General features: G+C 45.3%; 15 protein-coding genes. 9 read left to right on the top strand and 6 right to left on the bottom strand.

What is annotated here, in order from left to right:
* Nucleotides 1-11: 11 nt before the first annotated feature.
* Both malQ and L865_RS0107405 read right to left on the bottom strand, forming a co-directional pair.
* Nucleotides 12-2192, bottom strand: coding sequence for a 4-alpha-glucanotransferase (gene malQ / locus L865_RS23305; protein ID WP_051484497.1), 2181 nt, complete (start codon nucleotides 2190-2192; stop codon nucleotides 12-14).
* A 382-nt stretch (nucleotides 2193-2574) separates the two neighbouring features.
* Nucleotides 2575-3777, bottom strand: coding sequence for a porin (locus L865_RS0107405; protein WP_028772656.1), 1203 nt, complete (start codon nucleotides 3775-3777; stop codon nucleotides 2575-2577).
* Nucleotides 3778-3903: 126 nt separating this feature from the next.
* On the opposite strand from L865_RS0107405, the gene L865_RS0107400 reads away from it, so the two are divergent.
* The gene (locus L865_RS0107400) at nucleotides 3904-5784 is read left to right on the top strand and encodes a methyl-accepting chemotaxis protein (protein ID WP_028772655.1); all 1881 of its coding nucleotides are present in this window, start codon (nucleotides 3904-3906) and stop codon (nucleotides 5782-5784) included.
* A 58-nt stretch (nucleotides 5785-5842) separates the two neighbouring features.
* Here the strand turns inward: L865_RS0107400 and L865_RS24500 are convergent, their stop codons facing one another.
* Entirely contained in the window at nucleotides 5843-6313 is a 471-nt protein-coding gene (locus tag L865_RS24500; protein ID WP_084632488.1) for a GGDEF domain-containing protein, read from the bottom strand.
* Nucleotides 6314-6348: 35 nt separating this feature from the next.
* Nucleotides 6349-6759 carry a PAS domain S-box protein gene (locus tag L865_RS0107390; RefSeq protein ID WP_028772653.1) on the bottom strand — a complete coding sequence of 137 codons (411 nt, stop codon included), beginning with the start codon at nucleotides 6757-6759 and terminating at the stop codon, nucleotides 6349-6351.
* Between the two features lie 380 nt (nucleotides 6760-7139).
* Here L865_RS0107390 and yiaY point away from each other — a divergent pair, with 380 nt between their 5' ends.
* Together yiaY and L865_RS25855 are read left to right on the top strand one after the other, a co-directional pair.
* A complete protein-coding gene (gene yiaY, locus L865_RS0107385; protein WP_028772652.1) occupies nucleotides 7140-8288 on the top strand; it encodes an L-threonine dehydrogenase in 1149 nt (382 codons plus the stop codon).
* Nucleotides 8289-8674: 386 nt separating this feature from the next.
* Nucleotides 8675-8824, top strand: coding sequence for a hypothetical protein (locus L865_RS25855; protein WP_245608408.1), 150 nt, complete (start codon nucleotides 8675-8677; stop codon nucleotides 8822-8824).
* Between the two features lie 185 nt (nucleotides 8825-9009).
* Here the strand turns inward: L865_RS25855 and ubiT are convergent, their stop codons facing one another.
* Nucleotides 9010-9519: a ubiquinone anaerobic biosynthesis accessory factor UbiT gene (gene ubiT / locus L865_RS0107370; RefSeq protein WP_028772651.1), complete on the bottom strand. Its 510-nt coding sequence runs from the start codon at nucleotides 9517-9519 to the stop codon at nucleotides 9010-9012.
* Between the two features lie 200 nt (nucleotides 9520-9719).
* Between ubiT and ubiU the strand changes: the two genes are divergently transcribed.
* Nucleotides 9720-10721 (top strand): ubiquinone anaerobic biosynthesis protein UbiU, encoded by a 1002-nt coding sequence (ubiU, locus tag L865_RS0107365; RefSeq protein ID WP_028772650.1) that lies wholly within the window; start codon nucleotides 9720-9722, stop codon nucleotides 10719-10721.
* A 2-nt stretch (nucleotides 10722-10723) separates the two neighbouring features.
* Nucleotides 10724-11605, top strand: coding sequence for a U32 family peptidase (locus tag L865_RS0107360; protein WP_037470723.1), 882 nt, complete (start codon nucleotides 10724-10726; stop codon nucleotides 11603-11605).
* Between the two features lie 4 nt (nucleotides 11606-11609).
* Here the strand turns inward: L865_RS0107360 and L865_RS0107355 are convergent, their stop codons facing one another.
* Entirely contained in the window at nucleotides 11610-12293 is a 684-nt protein-coding gene (locus tag L865_RS0107355) for a DUF998 domain-containing protein (RefSeq protein ID WP_028772648.1), read from the bottom strand.
* A gap of 389 nt (nucleotides 12294-12682) precedes the next feature.
* Between L865_RS0107355 and L865_RS0107350 the strand changes: the two genes are divergently transcribed.
* The 4 genes from L865_RS0107350 to olsF all read left to right on the top strand — a co-directional run bounded on the left by L865_RS0107350 (nucleotide 12683) and on the right by olsF (nucleotide 21448).
* Entirely contained in the window at nucleotides 12683-14227 is a 1545-nt protein-coding gene (locus L865_RS0107350) for a methyl-accepting chemotaxis protein (protein ID WP_028772647.1), read from the top strand.
* Nucleotides 14228-14588: 361 nt separating this feature from the next.
* On the top strand, nucleotides 14589-15920 hold the full coding sequence (locus L865_RS0107345) for a YjiH family protein (RefSeq protein WP_037470735.1): 1332 nt from the start codon (nucleotides 14589-14591) through the stop codon (nucleotides 15918-15920).
* Between the two features lie 137 nt (nucleotides 15921-16057).
* Complete coding sequence (locus L865_RS0107340; protein WP_028772645.1) at nucleotides 16058-19774, top strand: sensor histidine kinase; 3717 nt, start codon at nucleotides 16058-16060, stop codon at nucleotides 19772-19774.
* A 153-nt stretch (nucleotides 19775-19927) separates the two neighbouring features.
* Nucleotides 19928-21448, top strand: coding sequence for a bifunctional ornithine lipid synthase OlsF (olsF, locus tag L865_RS23295; RefSeq protein WP_483852535.1), 1521 nt, complete (start codon nucleotides 19928-19930; stop codon nucleotides 21446-21448).
* The last annotated feature ends 14 nt before the right edge of the window (nucleotides 21449-21462 follow it).

Raw genomic sequence — 21462 nt, 5'->3', positions numbered from 1 at the left:
TAATTTTAAATTCATGCTGACTGACTGTTACCTCGCGGCGCACTCACATCATTTGCACTCGCACCTGCGTTTCGCTGCTGAGCGATTTGCGATAACAGTTTGTCTATCAATGGGCTGCGGCTTATTTCGCTAACTGTCATTGAGTAGCGGCGCCGCCAATTTGGGTATTCAGTGCTGGTGCCGGGAATATTATTGCTAACGGTTTCAGACAATAGATCGCATAGTTGAACGCTAAACAGTTCAGCTGCGCTGCTGGCGCTGTCGCTTAGCCAAGCGGGTAATATCGCCTCAAAAGCCACGGTCTCAGATACGTCGTTCAGTAGCCCCAATGACCGCCAGCGCTTAACTAATTGCTGTATGTCGCAATCACGACTGACCTCGGCGGCTTCCAACTGCAAAGTAGTGATTAAGCCTAAAGAATGCTGCAGATGCAGATCATCACTGCGCCACCAAGCCGCTAAAGGAGGGACATCATGGTTGGCTAGCATCATTAAGCTGTGGCCTTGGTGCAGCTCAGGAGACACAATCCGATCGTATTGGCGAGTGAAATAAAACAGCTGGTTGGAATAGATATTAAATTGCTGCAGTTTGGTACGTATCTCATCGGGCACGATACCTAAGTCTTCGCCAATCACTGTGCAGTTAGCGGCGTGACTTTCATAGGCTAAAATGGCGAATAGCGCGTCGGCATCATAATAGACGTAAGCACCACTGGGATCGTTTGCATTTTGGGCCGTCCACCACCACAACCGTAATAATCCCATAATATGGTCGATGCGTAGCGCGCCGTAATGCTGCATATTGCTTGCGAGCAGCTCACGAAAATGACCGAAGCCAGTGGCTTTTAACGCCCAGGGTTGCATTGGCACCAACCCCCAGTTTTGCCCTCTAGCAGCAAAACGGTCTGGCGGCGCGCCAATACTGGCCGCAGCGCAAAAAAGCTTGGGGTGCTGCGCGGCCTCGACACCATCGGCAACGGTTCCCACGGCAAGATCGCCAACAAGACCAATCGCCATACCCAGCTCTGTTGCCAGCGCTTTTGTCTGCGTCAATTGCCGAGTGACTTCAAATTGCAAAAAGGCGATAAATTGCTCAGCATTCTCGCCAGCAATCGCTGCGACACTATCTGCTTGATGGTCAATGTAGGCCTGTAAGCTCTTCCCGCCTCGCTCAACAAACAGCTCAAAGGCTTGGGCTCTGGCACTGTTTACTGACAGCTCATATTGCACAAATGACTGGTAAATGAGGTAGAGTGCAGCAAGCTTTAAGCGAGATACGGCCTGGGCTTCGATAGTTGGGCTCTGATTTAACTCGTGCCTGGATGATTGATATGTCAGTGTTAGCGAATCTGCCACGTAGCGGCATTCAGGAACCTGCTCAATACTAATATATAAAGGATGAATAAAACGGCGATCAATCGGACTGTAGGGACTGAGCTCACTAGGTTTATCTAATGCCAGCGCATGCAAAGGATTGATGACCACAAAATCACATTGACGTGCTGCCAGCGTAGTCAATAACCCTTGTAAGTCGGCTAAATCGCCCATTCCCCACTGCGTATTACTGCGCAAACTGGGCAGGTGAACACTCACGCCCCACGACTTATGGCTTAGTTTCGCTGGCCGTTTTGCACGCCCTTCAGCTTGGCTCTGACCGTGAAGAGCATCAAAAGTGTGCCGGGGGGCTAGCAGTAACTCGCCCTGTGCGACTAGACTCCCAGCAATATGTAACTCAAGTTGTAGGTAGCCCATACCAGTATCAGTTAGCTGGGCAATTTGCGTCGATAATGGATAGCGATAACGGATATAGCGTTGCTGCTTAGTTTGATAATCACCAATTTCAACCAGCTTAGTAGTATCAATTGGCCACTGCATTTGCCGTGCTGGGGTGCGCTCTGATGCCGCCGAACGCACCGTAATCGTCATAGGCCGATTGTCATGCTCTGCTAAGTGCAGCACCACAGCAGCTTGGTCGGCAAAACAGTATTGGAAAGGGGCGAGAAAATCGCGCCATGGCTGAACATCAAGCTGGTCTATTTGCTGGGAAATGATGGCATCGTCTATCTCGGGCTTCGCCAACATGGCTTGCAATATTGCCAAGCGATCGTTGGCATGAATCGCGGTTAATTGACCATCACAGTCAACAAATTCTGCACCCACGCCCCGTAAGTAGAGCAACTTATCCAATCCCATTGAACCCGCCCTATTGCTTAACACACCTTGTTGAGAGTGCACTAAGCATGCCAAGGGCAGATAACAGCTTAAAGACAGTTTAATTGCAGAACCATGACAGGCAGAATTATTTAAATAACAACAACTTAGAGTGAAAAACTTAGGAAATAACTATCGCAAAGCCCAAGCTTAGCAGTAGTGATCAACCATACCTATTTTTAGGTATGCACAAGTGTGGCGCGTCATCTCACCAATTCGGCGCACGGCCAGCAACCAATAAACTTGTCACGCTCATGCTAACGCAAATAGCTAAAATGATAAGCAAAGGTTATGTATTCAACCAAAGAAAATAATCGCAATATATTGATTGCATTGTTTTTATCAACCAACTCTAGCCCCTACCCTAAAAGCGCCAATCTTTGGCGAAATCATAACGAAAGCCAACAGACCAGGAATTAAAGTCATCAAGATAATCGTAATCACGAACTAGATATTCCAAGTGGAACCTTAAATTCTCATCTGGCAACCACTCTAAAGTGGTATTGTAGCCATTGAACTTTTGGCTCAATTGAGCTTGATAGCCATCGTCAAAATCAAAATAGCCCAGCTTTAATCTGAACGCTTGGCTTAAGCGATAAGCCCCGGAAATATCCATCGTGTGACCTGTTCTATCACTGACAACGACATCTCTTTTATAGGTTTTATCTTGATAAGCTACGGCAAGGTACAGCCCCATATCGAATTGGTGAGCTAATGCGGCCGCCCAGACAATATCTTCGCCTTGGCTCAGGTTATCGCTAATACTGTCTTGTTGTAAGTAAGATATAGCCCCATGAAAACCACCAACATCATAACTCACACCTAAGTTGACCATATCAGCATTATTATTGCCGCTGTCACCGTCGAATTGTCCTGCTGCTAGCCAACTCAAACCGCCGGTTTCAATACGGTATGTCACCATATTGTTCACAAAGAAAATCCCTTCTGGATCATAAGAAAACGGGCTATTAGCATGATTAAAAATATCCACATATTCTGCAATCAACAAATATTGCGGCGGCCGCTGCTTACCGACCCCTAAACGACCATAGGGACTGTCCACCGCGACATAAGCTCGGCGTGCATTACCAAAGTCGCCGTTATTGGACAAGTCTATGCCCCACTCGCCATGTAAAATCGCCTGCCAACCGGGCATAAAGTCGTTACTCGCCTTTATTCCTGCATGGCTAAGTGCATCTCTAACATCCCAAAATTGCTCCCCTTTTTCATCAATATAACCATAGGTTGGACGCATGGTGGCATAAACGCTCACTTTATTTCGGGCTTCTACTTCGTCGGCGAGTTCTGTAACTGGCTGGCGCTTGTCTTGAGTTGCTATATCGGTTTCAGCCACAACGTCACTGTGCAACTGATTTTGTTGAACTTGTTGAGCTGGTTGGTTCTGTTGAGCTTGCTGGGCTTTTTCGAGCGCGATTATCTGTTGTTGTAACTTGTCGACTTGCTGCTTGAGCATTTCAAGAGTAATCTCTGCCTCTGCAGCCAACACATTGAAAATCATTAAAAAACTGCCAGAAAACAGCCATATCACCTTAGTCCATATACGCATCATTTCATTCCAAAACTAGCGAGCAATGACAAAAGTATAGACTATACTTTTGTACCATATGCAGGTGAATATTCCGTCATAGCAAGCTGTTATGTGGGTTTGTTTGGCCAAACAAGGACTAGCGCAATGAAAATAAGAACTAAATTCTCTGTCGCCTCAGGTATCGTCATCTTTGTTGTAGTCTCCCTACTTGCCATCACCACGGATCTGGCAATCAAAACCACTTTAGAAGAGAAAACACAGGCCTATATTCAAGACAACGCGTCATTGTTAACCACCAGTATTGGTAATTGGTTAACCGGAAAAAGTCGACAAGTCGACCTGTTAAAAAGCGTTGTCGAGCAAGACTTCTCGACTGACAACTTTCAAAACACCTTAGCCTTATCTGCGGTGAAACAAGACTTCTTACTGGTATTTGGCACGCTGAAATCTGAAACGGGGTTACGTTCTAATAACCCTAACAGACAAAATCCCGCCGGCGTCGATTTTAGACAAAAGCCTTGGTACGCCTTAGCGCAAAATAATAACGACACCGTATTTACCGCACCTTATCAAGATGCGGCAACCAAAGAGATGTTGTTATCTATCGTGACTAAAATTGAAACCGCGTCTGGGTTTCAAGGGGTTATAGGCGGTGATTTAAGCCTTGGTACCATTGCTGAAACCGTCAACACCATCAACTTTGATGGAACAGGGCTGGCTTTTATCGCTGATGGCCAAGGTAATATCATCACCCACCCACAAGCGGATTATAATGGTAAAAACACCAATAACGTCTATCAACATTCCCCAGCAACTAGCCAACAAATAATCGAAATTGAGCACCAAGGTGTCGACAAACTATTGTATTTTTACCCACTGCCACAAGCGAATGGTATCAATTGGCATTTAGCGGTGCTACTTGATAAAGACAAAGTATATCAAGCACTCACAGATCTGACTTGGCGAACTACCGTATTGGCTTTCTTCAGTATTGTGATCTGTTTCTTTCTACTCAAACAATTAGCCAAACACTTATTAATGCCACTAAACGAGTTAGAAAAGGCCATTGAAAATATTGCATCTGGCGAAGGCGACCTAACTCAAAGATTAACCATCAAGAATCAAGATGAATGCGGCGCGGTTGCCAACAACTTTAATTTATTCCTCGCATCAATGCAGGCATTGGTGGTCGATATTAAACAAAAGGCTGACTCAGTCGTGCATCACAGCAACGACTCAACGGATCTAGCAACCCAAGCGGGTAGTCATTTGGTCGAACAAAAAGCGCTGATTGAGGGCTTAGCCACAGCGATGAATGAAATGACAGCCACCTCTGCCGATATTGCCAGCAGCGCCCAAGAAGCGGCCAGTTCAATAACCTCAGTGAACGAGCGCACCGACCAAAGCCAAATCACCTTCACCGAGACCTCTAACTATATCGGTCAGCTGTCTGACACCATTAGTGTCTCGCAAGGCGTCAGCGACCAACTGGCCGAGTACAGCACTAACATTGAGCAAGTATTGTCTGTTATTAACGGCATTGCCGAGCAAACCAACTTATTGGCCTTAAATGCGGCCATTGAAGCGGCCCGCGCAGGCGAGCAAGGACGCGGTTTCGCGGTGGTTGCCGACGAAGTGCGCACCTTGGCTTCACGCACACAAGAATCAACCACCGAAATTAAAAGCACTATAGATCAAATACAATCGGCGTCGGCGCAAGTTCAACAAGCCATGCAAGACAGCAAAGAAAAAGCCCAAACATGCGTTGATCATGCTTATACCGCCAGCACGGCACTGCAAGAGATCTCTGAATCGGTGAAAGACATAATGGATAGAAATATTCAAATTGCCGCAGCGATTGAAGAGCAAAGTGTGGTTGCAGAAGAGATTAATCTCAACACCAATAACATTAACGATATCAGTACCAGTGTCGGTGAATTCTCTGAAAGTCAGCTCAGCACCAACCGAGAGCTCGTTGAGCAAGTGAACCAGCAGCAACAACTACTGAATAAATTCACCGTTTAAAGTACAGCTTGAACAAGCAGAATAATGCCGATAGCAGCTAGAGCATTTTCAAGTAGAATTAATCGCTGACGCTAGCCTCCATGTCAGCAACCAACACATAAGGTTGTCTCTCGGTTTTACTAAGGTACATGGCGTTGTCAGCGAGTGCGATAACTCGTGCTAGGTCTTTATCATCATGGGGTACTATACCGATACCAATGCTCGCCCCTACCCTAATAGGTTGTTGCTGCCCCTCAATTTGCACCTCTTGGGTAAGCAACTGGTGCAGTTTGCGACCAATACCATTGGCCTCTTGTTGATAATGCTGATGATGATTAATCTTAAACAAAATTAAAAACTCATCACCGCCAAGGCGGAAACAAACATCATCGCTACGCGATTGCACCAGCAAGCGCTGCGATAATGCAACCAGCAAACTGTCGCCAACATCATGCCCTAAATTATCATTGATCAACTTAAAGCCATTTAGGTCTATGTAAGCCACTCCTAAACATCCAGAATCGTAAATCCCCAAGTAGGGCCTGCTCATGACATTTTCTAAATGCCGCTTATTGAAAAGCCCGGTTAATGGATCGGTACTCGCTTCGCTTCGCTGCGCAGTTCATTAATTAACTCCTGCACAGTTGAGTAATCTTGTATGGTCGCAATACCACAAGCTTGGCCGTGGAACTCAATATTAGAGATGGAGATACGGGCGTTAAACCCTTCTCCTTTGGCGTTAATACACGGCATAATATTGCGCGACATCATCGGCCTTGAGTGGGACTGGTTATCAATAAATGTGGCCACTTTATTATGGTGACCCTGCACCTTTTCTGGTGTCATTAAATCGGTAATCGATAGCCCCAACATTTCACCTTGCCCATAACCAAATAATCGCTCACAAGAGCGGTTGGCAAATTCAACCTGTGATTGACGATTGACTATGACAATGGCGTCCGCCAGAAAGTCTAAGAACTTAGCAATATCATCCATAGATTGCTCTCTAATTATTAATTTCTACAGTTAAAAACATAGCCAAACTGAAGAGGGCTGCCAGCTTTAATAGCAACTTGTTTGATATCAAATAAGTATTTCAGACTAATTGACTATTTCAGACTAATTAACTATCCCAGCCTAGCTTCCCTTAATTGAAATCAGTCACGCGCTTGCTGTTCACCTGCTAATAAGAGGCCAGTTTTTACAACTCTGTCATAAAATTACAAAATTAGTCGTACAGATCGACTTTCTCATCATCCCTATGGCTAATCCGCGGACAAATCAGACGCGGATCACACCTTTTGGCCATGGGGGTTGGTACTTTAGTTACCAGATAAAGATAACAACTTTTAATTTTGAGCATAAAGGTGAATTTTATGGCTGCTAAATTTTTTATCCCATCTGTAAACGTACTAGGCCAAAACGCTGTCGATGATGCGATTGGTGATATTAAAACCTTAGGCTTTAAGCGTGCGCTTATTGTCACCGACCAACCTTTGGTAGATATCGGATTGGTCGCACAAGTGACTGAAAAGTTAGGTCAAGCTGATGTTAGCTCTGTCATTTTCGCCGGCGTGCAACCGAACCCAACCGTGGGTAACGTTGAAGCAGGCCTTAAACTTCTAACCGCTAATGACTGTGACTTTGTGGTCTCTCTCGGTGGCGGCTCTCCACACGACTGCGCAAAAGGTATTGCATTAGTGGCAACCAATGGCGGCAGCATCAAAGACTATAAAGGCTTAGATGTCTCTAGTAAGCCTCAACTACCGTTAGTGGCGATTAACACCACTGCCGGTACCGCCAGTGAAATGACCCGGTTCTGCATTATTACCGATGAAGAACGTCACATTAAAATGGCCATTGTAGACAAGCACACTACGCCCATTTTATCAGTTAATGACCCTGAACTTATGTTGGCCAAACCCGCGGGGCTGACGGCTGCGACAGGTATGGATGCATTAACCCATGCCATTGAAGCCTATGTATCGATTGCGGCTAACCCGATTACTGACGCTTGTGCAATTAAAGCCATTGAGCTGATTAAAGGTAACTTAGTTGAAGCCGTTAAAAATGATCAAAACATTGATGCTCGCGATCAAATGGCTTACGCCCAGTTCCTTGCAGGCATGGCCTTTAACAATGCGAGTTTAGGCTATGTGCACGCTATGGCTCACCAGCTCGGAGGTTTCTACGACTTGCCACATGGTGTCTGTAACGCGCTGTTACTACCGCATGTACAAGAATACAACGCACAAGTGGCCGCTCCCCGCTTAAAAGATGTTGCTAAAGCAATGGGCGCTGATGTCAGTGGCATGAGTGATGAACAAGGTGCCCAAACCGCTATTGACGCGATTAAAGCATTGTCTGTCGCGGTGCATATTCCTGAAAACCTCACCAAGCTGGGCGTGAAAGCAGAGGATATTCCAACGTTGGCTGATAACGCGTTAAAGGATGCTTGCGGGTTAACTAACCCACAACAAGCGACCCATGCTGAAATCTGCCAAATCTTTACCAACGCATTGTAACGGCAACCGTTACTGCAATTAATTGCTATACATTTTCTCCCTGCAAGTAGAAAATGCGCTCAGGGCTCAACCTAAGGTTGAGCCCTTTTTTATCTGTTGCAAATCGTGATCTCTCAATTAACTTAAGCTTAGGTCACACTCGGCAGTTTTATCGCAAAAACCGCTAGCACTCTGAGATACAAGTGTTATAAGATGTTATCAGTTCGCTTTTTCCCTGCAAAGAAACAGCTAGCTAGAGGCCCAAGCGAAGTCACTTTGCTTGGGCCTTAATTATTTTAACTGAGCCATAATCAAGGCTAGCGAATTTAATGGTTAAGGCTTCATAGACAGTTAAGCTACAGTCTTTACCCTAGCAAGATAATATTTATTAGGATGTCAGGCATTTGATGAATTGGACGAGCATAGGCCAACATTGTTGGTCATTTGGTTTAGCATTCGGCTTGTTTGTTGCCAGCATAGTCACATTAGTGATTACGGTTTGGGAATGGGTCGAAAATCCCGGCGGTATTTTTTATGACGGCAACTCAACGCAGTAGTCAATGCTGTATGACACCGCCATTAGCTGGTTTGTCCCCACTTTACTTTATGCCGCCATTGCCGCAACAATCGGTCATTTGAGCATTACGTTACTCAGCCAATGGATAGGTAAAAAATAAACAAGCGTCGTTATAACACTCCAATAAAAGGCTGCGCCAACAACATCAATGGCGCAGCGCACCATTTAAGCGTTAATGGGTGCCTGACGTTGTAAATACTGTAATAGCTCGGCAAGCTTATCGATACTATCTCTTAGCGGCGCAGGCATAGTGTCAAACTCAACCCCTAATAGCAGGTTTTTTACCTCTAAACCTAACTCTGTATCGCCTTCAATTGTTAGCTTACGTTGAAAAAACAGCGTGTCGGGATCTTCCTTGCCCGCAGCAATGAGCAACAGATCTTTGGAATTGCCACTAAATACCACTTCGGCGTTACCACTGGGTGCCACACTGATTTGACCATCGAAACTCACCTCAAATCGTAAGTCCATATCGGTGATGTTAATCCCCACCCAACGTTGCTCAAGAAAATCCAGTTCTTCATCAATTATCTGCTGCTTGAGGATTAGACTCAGCATTGACTGTAAAGCTTGACCTTTTACAGCAAAAGGAACCAACTGCAGCGGTTTAGCGACGATTTGTGGTCCATGGTTAAGCAGCTGTTTGGCGGCATGGGCAAATAAACGCGATTGCATCAAAGGGAATACTCCATAACGTTCAAGGGATAGCGTCAACGAACCGAAACGCTCGGTTGATGAAATAAGCGGCAAACGTGCTGCTTGTCAAAAAAAGAAACCAAGTTTAACCAGATTTTATGATCACAAACCTGTTTTACATCAACAATTCGATCTGCAAACGGTTTTAAACTCCAGTCTTTTTGTGGGAGAACACCATCATGGAGCTGTTATGTCCAGCAGGGAATCTGGCTTCACTAAAAACGGCGCTCAACGCTGGGGCTGATGCAGTCTATTTAGGGTTAAAAGACGACACCAATGCACGCTCTTTTGCCGGCCTAAACTTTACGCCGAAAAAACTACAACAAGCAGCCCAGTACACCCAGTCATTAGGGAAAAAGATTTTTCTCACTATCAATACATTCCCTAAACCAGGTGAAGAGCAACGCTGGTACGATGCCATTGATTTAGCCGCCAATACCGGCGTCAATGCGCTAATTATGGCGGATTTATCACTGTTAGATTATGCCCACAGCCGTTACCCACATTTGCCGCTACATTTATCTGTGCAAGCCAGTGCAACCAATCTAGGTGCACTGAACTTGTATAAGAAAGAGTTCAACATTGAACGCGCGGTATTACCTCGAGTTTTATCGATGAAACAGGTACGCGATCTATCTAAAGTCAGCCCCGTCGATTTAGAGGTGTTTGCGTTTGGTAGCTTATGCATTATGGCCGAGGGCCGCTGTCATTTATCCTCATACGTCACAGGGCAATCTCCCAACACGGGTGGCTCATGCTCACCGGCGCAACATGTTCGTTGGCAAGAAGTCGGCGCGAGCCGCCAAACCCGGCTCAATAACGTCCTGATTGACGAGTCCAGTGTGGATGAACAAATGGGTTATCCAGTAGTGTGCAAAGGTCGCTATACCACCGCTGAGAATGCCAAACCAAGCCATATTCTTGAGTCACCAACTAGCCTCAATACCCTAAGTCTGCTGCCGGAGCTGGCCAAAGCTAATGTGGTATCGCTTAAAATAGAGGGCCGCCAGCGCAGTCCAGCCTATGTGGAACAAGTCACCAAGGTGTGGCGACAAGCTATTGATACCTATCTTAATGATCCACAGGCTTATCAGTGCCAATCACAATGGGATGCCGCTTTAGCTAAAGTCTCTGAAGGCCAAACCACGACACTAGGCGCTTACGAGCGAGCATGGCAATAATCATGGAAAATACCCTTAATGCTTCTCTTGGGCCACTACTTTACTGTTGGTCCAAAGCTAAAGTCACAGAGTTCTATCAGCAAGTCGCTGACAGCGATATCCCGCTGGTGTATGTGGGGGAAACCGTCTGTAGCCGTCGTCGAGAGATCAAGTTTTCCGACTATATGGCAATCGCCCAGCAATTGCGTGAAAGTGGTAAGCAAGTGGTGCTATCAACGCTAGCGCTCATTGAAGCTCCGTCAGAGTTTACTGAGTTAAGTAAACATATCGACAATGGTGAATTTACTATTGAAGCTAACGACATGGGAGCGGTATCGGTTGCTAAGTCTTTAGAGTTGCCCTTTGTTTGTGGGCCCAGCATTAATAATTACAACCTCGCCACACTCAATAAGCTGGCAAGCTGGGGCATGCAACGTTTTGTTATGCCAGTAGAGCTTTCCAAGCATTGGCTAGGACACATTCTATCTGACAGCACTAAACGCCAATTTGAAGCGGAAGTTTTTGGCCATGGCTATCTACCACTCGCCCATTCAGCGCGTTGCTTTACCGCGAGGCAGCTGGGACGCCAAAAAGATGCCTGTAAGATTGCTTGTATCGACCACGCCAAAGGCTTATTAGCGCAAACCCAAGAGAATCAACCACTACTACGTATTAATGGCATTCAAACTCAGTCGGCTCAAGCTATTGATTTACGCAATGAGTTTCACAAGATGCAAGCAATGGGAGTGAGTTATTTTAGGGTTTCGCCGTCATCGCTAGACAGTATAGAACTGGCTCAACAACTGATAACCGAGAAGTCGTTAAACAGTAAAGACGAGCGGGATTTATCTTGTGACGGTTACTGGCATGGCCAACCAGGATTTAACAACACCTTAGCCGGCTAATCACTTAGGCTTTTGACTCTCGCTGGCTCCAAACCAGCGAGAACACCCACAATACAAACAAACCTACGCTGATCCACTCAATCAAGGCTGGCCACCACAGTTCTGGTCTAGGCTGCGCCATCACCATCTCTTGATAAAACGGTTTACCATTGACCGCAATGCCAATATCTAGATGTGCCAATAATAACGACAGCGTAAAGCTCACCCAAGTCAAAAAGGCCCAAAAAATACTGCCTAACGAAGCAAATCGGCGCTTGGCAAACGCACTGTAAAACAGGTAGGTCAAACTACTACTAAAACCAAAGTAATAGAAGCAATGCATAGCTTTGTTGTGCAAATGATAGACGTTAATCGGAAACAACCCCACCACGGCTAAAGATAAAAAACTGCCGCCTAACAACAAAAAGCAAGGCACAAGCCAAGGGCTATCACTTATCTGCATAGCGAACAAACAAAACAGCACTAAACTCAGGCCACCGAAAAATAGCCCACCATTAAGTAACACAGCACCAGCTGAGTGACCGTAATGCCCAAGCTCACTGACTGAATAATTGAAAAAGCTAAAACCGTGACCATCAACATCGGTGAAAGATAGCGTGGCAACGGTTACACCCAGCACTAAACCCGGCAAACCAAGCAGGCCAAACCGAAATGCGAGCTTAGAAAGTTTTTGTTGCCTTAAGATCATCTTTATTACATTCACTACACATAAAATGCCACAAACGTCTATGGAAACAGATTTTGTTACTAAGGTCTAGCCTGAAATATTTACAATGTGGTCAATGACTAACTATTACTTCAATCCTAGCGGGCGATTTTACCGCAACGTAAAAACTGACTGTAAAGGCAGATTGTTCATAAAAAAAGACAAAGCAGCATTCGCTAATAAAGCTCAGATTAGTAGCACAGCATGTTATTTGTAAGGTGAAATCTACGGCAAAAACACAGGAAAAACTAATCCACATCACAATTGTGGTTTTTATGTGATACACCTAACAAAACAAGTGTTTAAATGATAATATCGAAGCCATTAAAATAACACCTGTGAAACCTACAATAACTTCTGAGTAGTAGATTATGACCCGACAGCAAGTAAGCCTATCGAAGCGGGAAGTGCAGCTCGCAGCCGACGACGAATTAATTTCTAGCACCGATCTTTCAGGTAAAATTACCTACATTAATCAAACTTTCCTGGATATTTCCGGCTATTCACAACAAGAGTTGATTGGTCAAAATCACAACATTATTCGCCATCAAGATATGCCAAAAGCCGCCTTTGCTGATCTTTGGCAAAAGCTTAATGCCGGCCAATCTTGGCGTGGTGTGGTCAAAAACCGCTGCAAAGATGGACGTTTTTACTGGGTCGATGCATTTGTTTCACCTTTATATGAACATGGCAAAGTGATTGGCTACCAATCAGTCCGAGTAAAACCTAAGCAGCAATACATCACCGCCGCAGAGAAAATCTACCAAAGATTAAACTCAGGTAAAGCCGTAAACGATCCTTTGAGCCTAAACAATAAACGTATTCTCTCGGCCATCAGTGCCACCGCAGGTTTAGCGCTTGCAGGTTATCTATTCGGTTGGCAAGTGATTGTTGCCGGCTGTTTATTGATGGCTATTAATTTAGCGATTTTCTATGACGAGGCGTTTCGAGTGCCAGCCAAACTAATGGCAATGAAGCAAAGCTATGACTCAGTGAGTCGATTTATCTATTGCGGTCGAGATACATCATCACTATTAGATTTTCAAATGCTGATGAAAGAAGCCAAATTGCAAGGGGTGCTGGGTCGCAACCAAGACAGCGCCAACACCATTAATGATATAGCCAGTCAGTTGATTGTCGCAGCAAACCAGACCCATGCGGGGATAGATAAAGAGAACCGCCAAATTGAGCAGATAGCCAGTGCAATGGAGGAAATGGGTGCCACAATTGGCGAGGTAGCGACTAATACTCAATCCACCTCAGATCATATTGAGCAAACTTATCAACTGTGTGCAGAAAGTCGCGATAAGATGCAAACCAATGCCAATAGCATTGCCGCCTTGACCGATTCTGTCACGGTAGCAGCCGAAAATGCTCAGCAACTAAACAAAGAGGCTGAGCAGGTGGCCAATGCCATGAGTGAGATTGATGCCATTGCCGAGCAAACTAACCTATTAGCGCTTAATGCGGCCATTGAAGCTGCTCGAGCCGGTGAACAGGGACGCGGATTTGCCGTGGTCGCCGATGAAGTGCGCGCCCTGTCGAGCCGTACCCAAGTATCGACCAATAGCATTTCAACCAGTGTTGATAAGATGTTCAACATGCTCAGCGACTGGGCCAAGCAGATGGAGCATAGCCGTGAACAAGCACAAGATTGCGCCAATGAAACCCAAGAGTCTGCCGGGCACCTAGAGAATATTTACCAATCGGTGAGCCACATCCAATCCTTGGCCCAGCAAAATGCAGTGGCTGCTGATCAACAAAAACAAGTCGTTAATGAGATAAACAACGGGGTGTATGAAATCAACCATGCAGCAAACTCCAACTTGTCAGCGTTAACTGAAGTTGAAAACTCAATATTAGAGCTCAAATATAACGCAGACAAAGCCAAAGGCTTACGACAAACCTTTGGTTAACCCTCGCTCACCAAAAGTCGGTTTGCCACTATGGACACAGTGGCAAACCACCCCAAATTAAAAACACAATTATCACACTGTTTTAAAAGGTTTTTAACCAAAAAGTACATAGTGCAATCTCACTTTTTTCCGCTACAATATATTTAGTCAAAATCAGCTAATAACTATTCTTCATCAGTGAATATTCTCACCTATTGCTGGAATCGTTTTACATGGCTAGATGAAGGGAGTAACCTTCGTCGCTACGCTTGAATGGATATTCAGCATCAATCAATCTATAGCAAAGAACTGTAACTAGGCAGTTCAAATCAACATAGTAAAATTTAGGGCATAAAAAGTGGCAGAAAAACAAACCCATAACATGAAAACGATAATGACATTTATCGTGCCATCACTTATTGGCTTATTGTTGTTTATGACACCAATCAGCTACAACGATGCAATCACTATCCCGATTGCGATCATCTCTAAAGGCCTTCAAAGCTATTTGGGTGATGCCATAACCGCCATTGTCACTGCTATCGTGGTATTTACGGCGCTAGCAACATTGGTCACCAAGGCTTTCAAGCCCGCTATTGTCAGCAACAGTCGATTTTTCACGTCATTGCTCAATGTGTCTATTCCATGGACAGTAGTACGTGTATTAGGGGCGATATTTATTGTCTTGACCTATATGGGCATTGGTCCAGAGGCCGTCCATTCGGGTGATACTGGCGCCTTGGTACTCAATGATCTGTTACCTGTGCTGTTTTGTGTGTTTATCTTTGCTGGCATGCTACTGCCTTTACTGCTTAACTTCGGCCTGCTCGAACTGTTTGGTACCCTGCTCACTAAGATTATGCGTCCGGTATTTAACCTACCTGGCCGCAGCGCCATTGACTGTATGGCCTCATGGCTAGGTGATGGTAGCGTGGGTATTTTGATGACGAGTAAACAGTATGAGGCCCGCTTTTATACCCAACGCGAAGCCGCGGTTATCGGTACAACCTTCTCTGCAGTGTCAATCACCTTCTCACTGGTGGTGATCTCTCAAGTCAAATTGGAGCACCTATTTGTACCGTTTTACTTAACCGTATGTTTCGCTGGTATTGTTGCAGCCATTATTGTGCCAAAACTGCCACCGCTATCTTGGAAAAAAGATAACTACATCGACAACACGCCGCGTCACCCTGATGATGAGGTGATTCCGCAAGGTCATGGTGTGATGTCTTGGGGACTTGATCAGGCACTGACAAAAGCTTCGAAAGCTGGTGGTATTGGCCATACGCTTAAAGATGGGGTTAAGAACGTCATTGATATGATTTTTGGTGTCATCCCAGTCGTCATGGCAATCGGTACTGTCGCGCTGATCATTGCTGAATACACGCCGATATTTGACTACTTAGGTATGCCGTTTATCCCACTACTTGAGCTACTGCAAATTCCTGAAGCGACACAAGCGTCGAAAACCATCGTGGTGGGCTTTGCGGATATGTTTATCCCATCGATATTAGCAAGCTCGATTGAATCGGACATGACTCGCTTTGTTATTGCTGCAATGTCTGTGACTCAGCTTATCTACATGAGCGAAGTGGGTGCCCTGCTAATCGGCAGTAAAATCCCCGTGAATATCGTAGAATTATTTGTGGTATTTATCCTGCGTACGCTAGTCACTTTGCCTGTGATTGCCGGTGTCGCACATTTAATCTTCTAAGTTTCACCGCCGTAGATTAAATAAGGGAGCTGTCAATTCAGCTCCCTTTTTCATTTCAATCTCGCACTTTTGTTAATCCCATCTACACTTATAGCTTAAAACACTAACTTTATTAGAAAATAACTCGGCTAGGTGTAATGAGACCACTGCTGCTCCTTATCATTTGTTGCTTCAGCTTCTTCAGTTCTGCTGCGCAATTTTCGCCAAGGTTTGACACCTTTGGTGTTGATGAAGGCTTGTCGATGAATACCGTCAATGACGTTGTGCATGACCAACAGGGATATCTATGGGTCGCAACCCAGGCAGGTTTAAACCGTTTTGATGGCAAACAATTTATCCAGTACAACCCTAAAGCCAACGGCTTAGGTCCATCTAAAAAGCATATCACCAAGCTGTATTATGGCGAGCAGCAACGGCTTTGGCTTATCACTCGCAGTGATGGAATTAACCTCTACTTACCACAATCAGACTCTTTTACCTACTTTAATCAGGCTAATAGTGGTATTCCTAACAATCACATTGTTGATTTACTCGAAGACACCAATGGTCACCTGTGGATAGCAACGGCTGATCAAGGTCTGATATATTTTGACCCTGAAACTAAAAAGATACTTAAACACTATCGCTATGATGGCACCTCACATGCACTCATCAGCGACAGTATAACTGGATTGTTTCAAGACAGATTTAACCGAATGTGGCTCAGTTTTGTTAATGGTTTGATGGTATTTGATAGCGCACAGGATCAATTTATTGCGGTCGATGTCAGCGTCATTAATGGCAATATAACTCAATTAGAGCAAGCCCCTAGAAACGAGATTTGGATAGCAAGCAGCACAGGTGAACTATGGCTATTAAATGTAGAGTCGCGACAATTAAAGCCAATTGCGCTTGCCGAAGATAAACCTAACTCAGCCATCAGTAGCCTCAAGTATGATGGTATCGACACCTTATGGGTGGCCTATGCCAACCAAGGAGTCGCACTTTACGATATAAAACATCAGCAAACTAGCTGGTTAAAGCATAGCCACAGCCACCCTTTTAGTTTATCTAGCCCGTTGGTCAATGTGCTTTGGTTAGACGACGAACGGCAAATGTGGATAGGTACTCAGGGCGGAGGACTTAATAAGGCAAACCTTAATGCTGCATTTTTTGGTCACTTACATCCCTATAGTTTCGATAAAAACAATTTAAGAAATAAAGATGTACGCGCAATTGCACTGCACAATAGCCAGCTTTATGTGGGTACGGCTAAGGGCGTATTTGTCACCACCCTCGATGAGCAAGGTCATGCCAGTAGCTTTAAAAAATTCGATCCCAGTAATAGTCGCTTAAGCAATGGCTTTATCAGCTTCATCGAACTTGGGCCTCAGGGCAAACTATGGTTTGGTACTCGCGGAGATGGCTTATTTATCTATAGCGCAGAAGGTGATTACCGGCATTTACATCACACTCCACAAACGCCCCAGTCGGTGGATTATCTGGCCACAAACCAGCTTTACGCGCTGTACTTTGACCCACAGGGTGATGGCTGGTTAACCACAAAAGATGCCGGCTTCTATCGATTTACTAAAGGCACTACAACGCCACAGCATTATCAGCACAATGAAAATATCATCAACAGTCTACCGACTAATGCCTTGACGGACGTCACCCAAGACAGGCGCGGCCACACTTGGTTTACCTCTTATCAAGATGGCCTAGTAGAGCTCACTGCTGAAGGACAGTTTAATCACTATATTGATGCAGCGCTGCCGTCCAATCACTTATTCAATATCGTGGCCGGCGATGACAACCTGCTCTGGATAGCGAGCAGTGATGGGTTAATTAAATTTGACTCTACCAGTAAGCAATCTCAGTTATTTACCAAAGCTGACGGGCTTATCGGTGATACTGTCTACTTACTTACGCAAGATGCCACCCATCAATTATGGCTCGGCACTGCCAATGGCCTCACACGCTTTAACCCCAAAAACCAACAAGTGGTCAACTTCACCCGTGATGATGGTATTCAAGACAACGAATTTAATTTTGGCGCCAGTTTTTTAAGCCAAGATGGGTGGTTATATTTAGGTGGCATTAATGGCTTTAACCACTTCCAACCCTCGCAGGTTCGTTTAGGCAGCGCCCCGCGAAGACCGATTATAGATGCACTTTACATTTTAGATAAGCGCGTACCATTGCCTACATCCACCAGCAACAATCTGCAAAAAGGCAACCGGGCAGCAACCCTAAAGCTTCACTATAACGATGATATTTTCTCGCTGCATTTTAATAGCCCAAGCCTGCGTGCCGCCAGTTACCTAAAGTACGAATACCGAATGATCGGACTCAGCGAGACTTGGCTGCCGTCACCTGACGGGCAGTTCATTTACTTCACGGGATTAAAGCCCGGCGCTTATCTTTTTCAGGTCAGAGCTCGGGATTTAAATGGCAACTTAAGCCCCAACAAACAACTTAAAATTATTATCCCACCAGCACCTTGGTTATCACCACTCGCCTATGTCATGTATGCTTTATTAGTCGTGTTAACCATTGCAGGACTATTCTACCGAAAACATCGCCAATTCAAGCAACAAGCCCAAGTACTGAGCCGTATTGAAAACAGTGAACAACGTTTATTGCTGGCGTTATGGGGCAGCGGCGATGAATTTTGGGATTGGGATTTAGTCGCAAAACGCACAGTACGCACTAACTCTTTCTTAAATTATCCCAAAGATAATGTCAGCTTAAAGCAGGTACTCGCCCAATGCATCCACCCAGAAGATGTTGACGAAATTCAGCAACAGTTAGATAGCTGCCTTGAAAACCGCTCCGATAAGTTTTCCATAGCTTATCGAGCTCGCGGCGAAAACGATCAATGGATTTGGGTACTCAACCGCGGTCAGGTGGTCAGCCGGGACGCTAACTTAAAGCCGACACGCATTGCTGGCACCATCAAAAATATTCAGCAGCTCAAGCAAAGTGAGCTGGCACTCAAACAATTAAACAGCGATCTTGAAGATAGAGTCAAGGCTCGCACCCAAGACCTTGAACAAAGTAATCAGGAACTTACCGATACTTTAGCAAGCTTAGATCATGCGCAAACGGAGTTAATCGACAAAGAAAAAATGGCGGCGCTAGGTGGATTGGTTGCCAGTATTACCCACGAAATCAACACACCTATAGGTATTAGTGTCACTGCGGCATCACACCTACAAGAAAGTGTAAAACGTTTTAATACCGCCTATGCCAACGAAGATGTGTCCCACGATGATTTTGAGCTGTACCAAAAAGAGGTCGCCGAATGCTCTCAGCTTATGCTAACCAACCTAGGCCGTGCCTCTCGACTGATTAAGAGCTTTAAACAAGTGTCAGTCGATCAGTCCCATGAAGACGTACGCCAATTTGATTTACATGTTTATCTAGAGGAGATTTTCGTCTCGCTCAATCCACTGCTATCACGCACTCAACACCACTATGAGTATCAATGTCCAGAGTCGTTACAAATAACTAGTAACCCGGGAGCCTTCTACCAAATCATCAGTAACCTATTTAATAACTCGGTGATCCACGCCTATCCTGACGGTAACAGTGGTCATTTAAGCTTACAGGTTGAGCAAACAGCTGAAGCAATTGTGATGACTTACCAAGATGATGGCTGCGGAATGAGCGATGAAGTAAAAAATCACATCTTCGCTCCGTTTTACACCACCAAACGAGGTAAAGGTGGTAGTGGTTTAGGTATGAATATTGTTTATAACTTAGTTAACCAAGTGCTTGGAGGCAATATTGAGGTAGAGTCGGCACCACAACAAGGCACTCGGTTCATCATCACACTGCCACTTAGCTTATTAGCACAAGCAAAATCCTAGCAATTTTACCCAGCCAACAGTCATCTGTTTGCAATAAATCAGTCATCGATTAGTCAAACTTCCCCCCTACTCTGAGCGGTAACCTATTGTAAGCTCACAACGCAGTACCGTGGGCCTCATCCGTTTCAACGGAAAAATTGCGAGTAGCCAACTATGGAAAAGACCATTTTCAGTGTCGATGATGTTGTCACCAATAACCTACCTAAAATCAATCAATCACCCTGGTTAGCAACACCGACTAAAGCGGTATTACGCTACTTCTTAATGGAAAAGCAGTGCCAACAGATCACTCAGGAGTTTGACTACCTCAACGGTATCGATTTTATTGAGCAGGTTCTCGCAAAATTCAACTTCAACTACAGCGTACCCAATAGCGAAATTGAAAATATTCCTAGCGAAGGCCGCGTGGTTATTTATGCCAACCACCCTATCGGCTCTCTTGATGCACTCGCCATGATCAAACTGATAAGCAAAGTGCGCCCAGACATCAAAGTGGTTGCCAACGAACTACTCATGGCACTAGAGCCACTGCATAACATACTGCTGCCAGTAAGAAACATGACTGGTGGCACCCCAAAGCAGCATTTAAGTAATATTCACCAACACCTTAAGAATGAGGGGGCGGTGTTAATTTTTCCGTCAGGTGAGGTCTCTAGGTTGCGGCCAAATGGGGTACGCGATCTGCATTGGCACAGCGGCTTTGTTAAAATCGCCAAGGCTTGCCAAGCACCGTTGCTGCCAATGTATGCCGATGCTAAAAATTCAGCGGCCTTCTACGGTGCATCTATGTTGTACAAACCGCTGGCAAGCTTAATGCTGGTCAAAGAGATGTTTAAACAGGCGGAAAAAACCATGCCGATCCGCATCGGCCAGCTCATCGCCAAAGAAGTCGTCATGGGTCACGACTTCCCATTGAAGACGCAAGTAAAACTGCTAAAGAATCACCTCTATCGGATCGGCAAAAATCGAAGCCCACTGTTCACGACCCAAAATGCCATAGCCCACCCAGAGTCTCGCAGCGAACTTCTAGAAGCTCTATCACACTGTGAATTGCTTGGACAAACCCATGACAACAAGCAGATTTATCTATACAACCATGGCGACAGCAACCCCATCATGCGTGAAATCGGTCGCCTGCGAGAAATCGCTTTTAGAGCTGTTGGCGAAGGCAGTGGACAGCGCCGTGATACCGATAAATATGATGCTCACTATCAGCACTTAGTGCTTTGGGACAGCCAAGCACTGGAGATTGTCGGCGCCTATCGCTTTGGTCACGCCGCAAAACTCTATAATGACCCAGAAACCTCCGGGCTATACAGCCAATCACTGTTTCAATATGACAGTAAGTTCACGCCCTATTTCGAACAAGGGCTTGAGCTAGGGCGCAGCTTTGTGCAACCTAAATATTGGGGCAAGCGCAGCCTAGATTACCTGTGGTACGGTATCGGTGCCTACCTCGCCAAACGGCCACAGTTTCGTTACCTGTTTGGCTCCGTATCCATCAGTGACTCCCTGCCAGAACATGCAAAAGAGAGCTTAGTGTATTTCTATCAAACTCACTTTGCGACCGAACAACCGCTGGCAACGCCCAATATAAGTTTGATAGCAGCAAACAGCAGCAACTGGCCGCGCTATATCCAGGCCTTGACTATCAGTCGGAGTTTAAGCAGCTAAAACAAGCATTGTCG

Origin of the sequence: Shewanella waksmanii ATCC BAA-643 (assembly GCF_000518805.1) — a bacterium.
GTDB lineage: Bacteria > Pseudomonadota > Gammaproteobacteria > Enterobacterales > Shewanellaceae > Shewanella > Shewanella waksmanii.
This window is presented reverse-complemented; position numbering and strand designations above follow the sequence as displayed.

Bases quoted from the DNA above. Each gene is read 5' to 3' on its own strand.
- malQ (WP_051484497.1), bottom strand. From the start codon at position 2,192: ATGGGATTGGATAAGTTGCTCTACTTACGGGGCGTGGGTGCAGAATTT.
- L865_RS0107405 (WP_028772656.1), bottom strand. From the start codon at position 3,777: ATGCGTATATGGACTAAGGTGATATGGCTGTTTTCTGGCAGTTTTTTA.
- L865_RS0107400 (WP_028772655.1), top strand. From the start codon at position 3,904: ATGAAAATAAGAACTAAATTCTCTGTCGCCTCAGGTATCGTCATCTTT.
- L865_RS24500 (WP_084632488.1), bottom strand. From the start codon at position 6,313: ATGAGCAGGCCCTACTTGGGGATTTACGATTCTGGATGTTTAGGAGTG.
- L865_RS0107390 (WP_028772653.1), bottom strand. From the start codon at position 6,759: ATGGATGATATTGCTAAGTTCTTAGACTTTCTGGCGGACGCCATTGTC.
- yiaY (WP_028772652.1), top strand. From the start codon at position 7,140: ATGGCTGCTAAATTTTTTATCCCATCTGTAAACGTACTAGGCCAAAAC.
- L865_RS25855 (WP_245608408.1), top strand. From the start codon at position 8,675: ATGAATTGGACGAGCATAGGCCAACATTGTTGGTCATTTGGTTTAGCA.
- ubiT (WP_028772651.1), bottom strand. From the start codon at position 9,519: ATGCAATCGCGTTTATTTGCCCATGCCGCCAAACAGCTGCTTAACCAT.
- ubiU (WP_028772650.1), top strand. From the start codon at position 9,720: ATGGAGCTGTTATGTCCAGCAGGGAATCTGGCTTCACTAAAAACGGCG.
- L865_RS0107360 (WP_037470723.1), top strand. From the start codon at position 10,724: ATGGAAAATACCCTTAATGCTTCTCTTGGGCCACTACTTTACTGTTGG.
- L865_RS0107355 (WP_028772648.1), bottom strand. From the start codon at position 12,293: ATGATCTTAAGGCAACAAAAACTTTCTAAGCTCGCATTTCGGTTTGGC.
- L865_RS0107350 (WP_028772647.1), top strand. From the start codon at position 12,683: ATGACCCGACAGCAAGTAAGCCTATCGAAGCGGGAAGTGCAGCTCGCA.
- L865_RS0107345 (WP_037470735.1), top strand. From the start codon at position 14,589: ATGAAAACGATAATGACATTTATCGTGCCATCACTTATTGGCTTATTG.
- L865_RS0107340 (WP_028772645.1), top strand. From the start codon at position 16,058: ATGAGACCACTGCTGCTCCTTATCATTTGTTGCTTCAGCTTCTTCAGT.
- olsF (WP_483852535.1), top strand. From the start codon at position 19,928: ATGGAAAAGACCATTTTCAGTGTCGATGATGTTGTCACCAATAACCTA.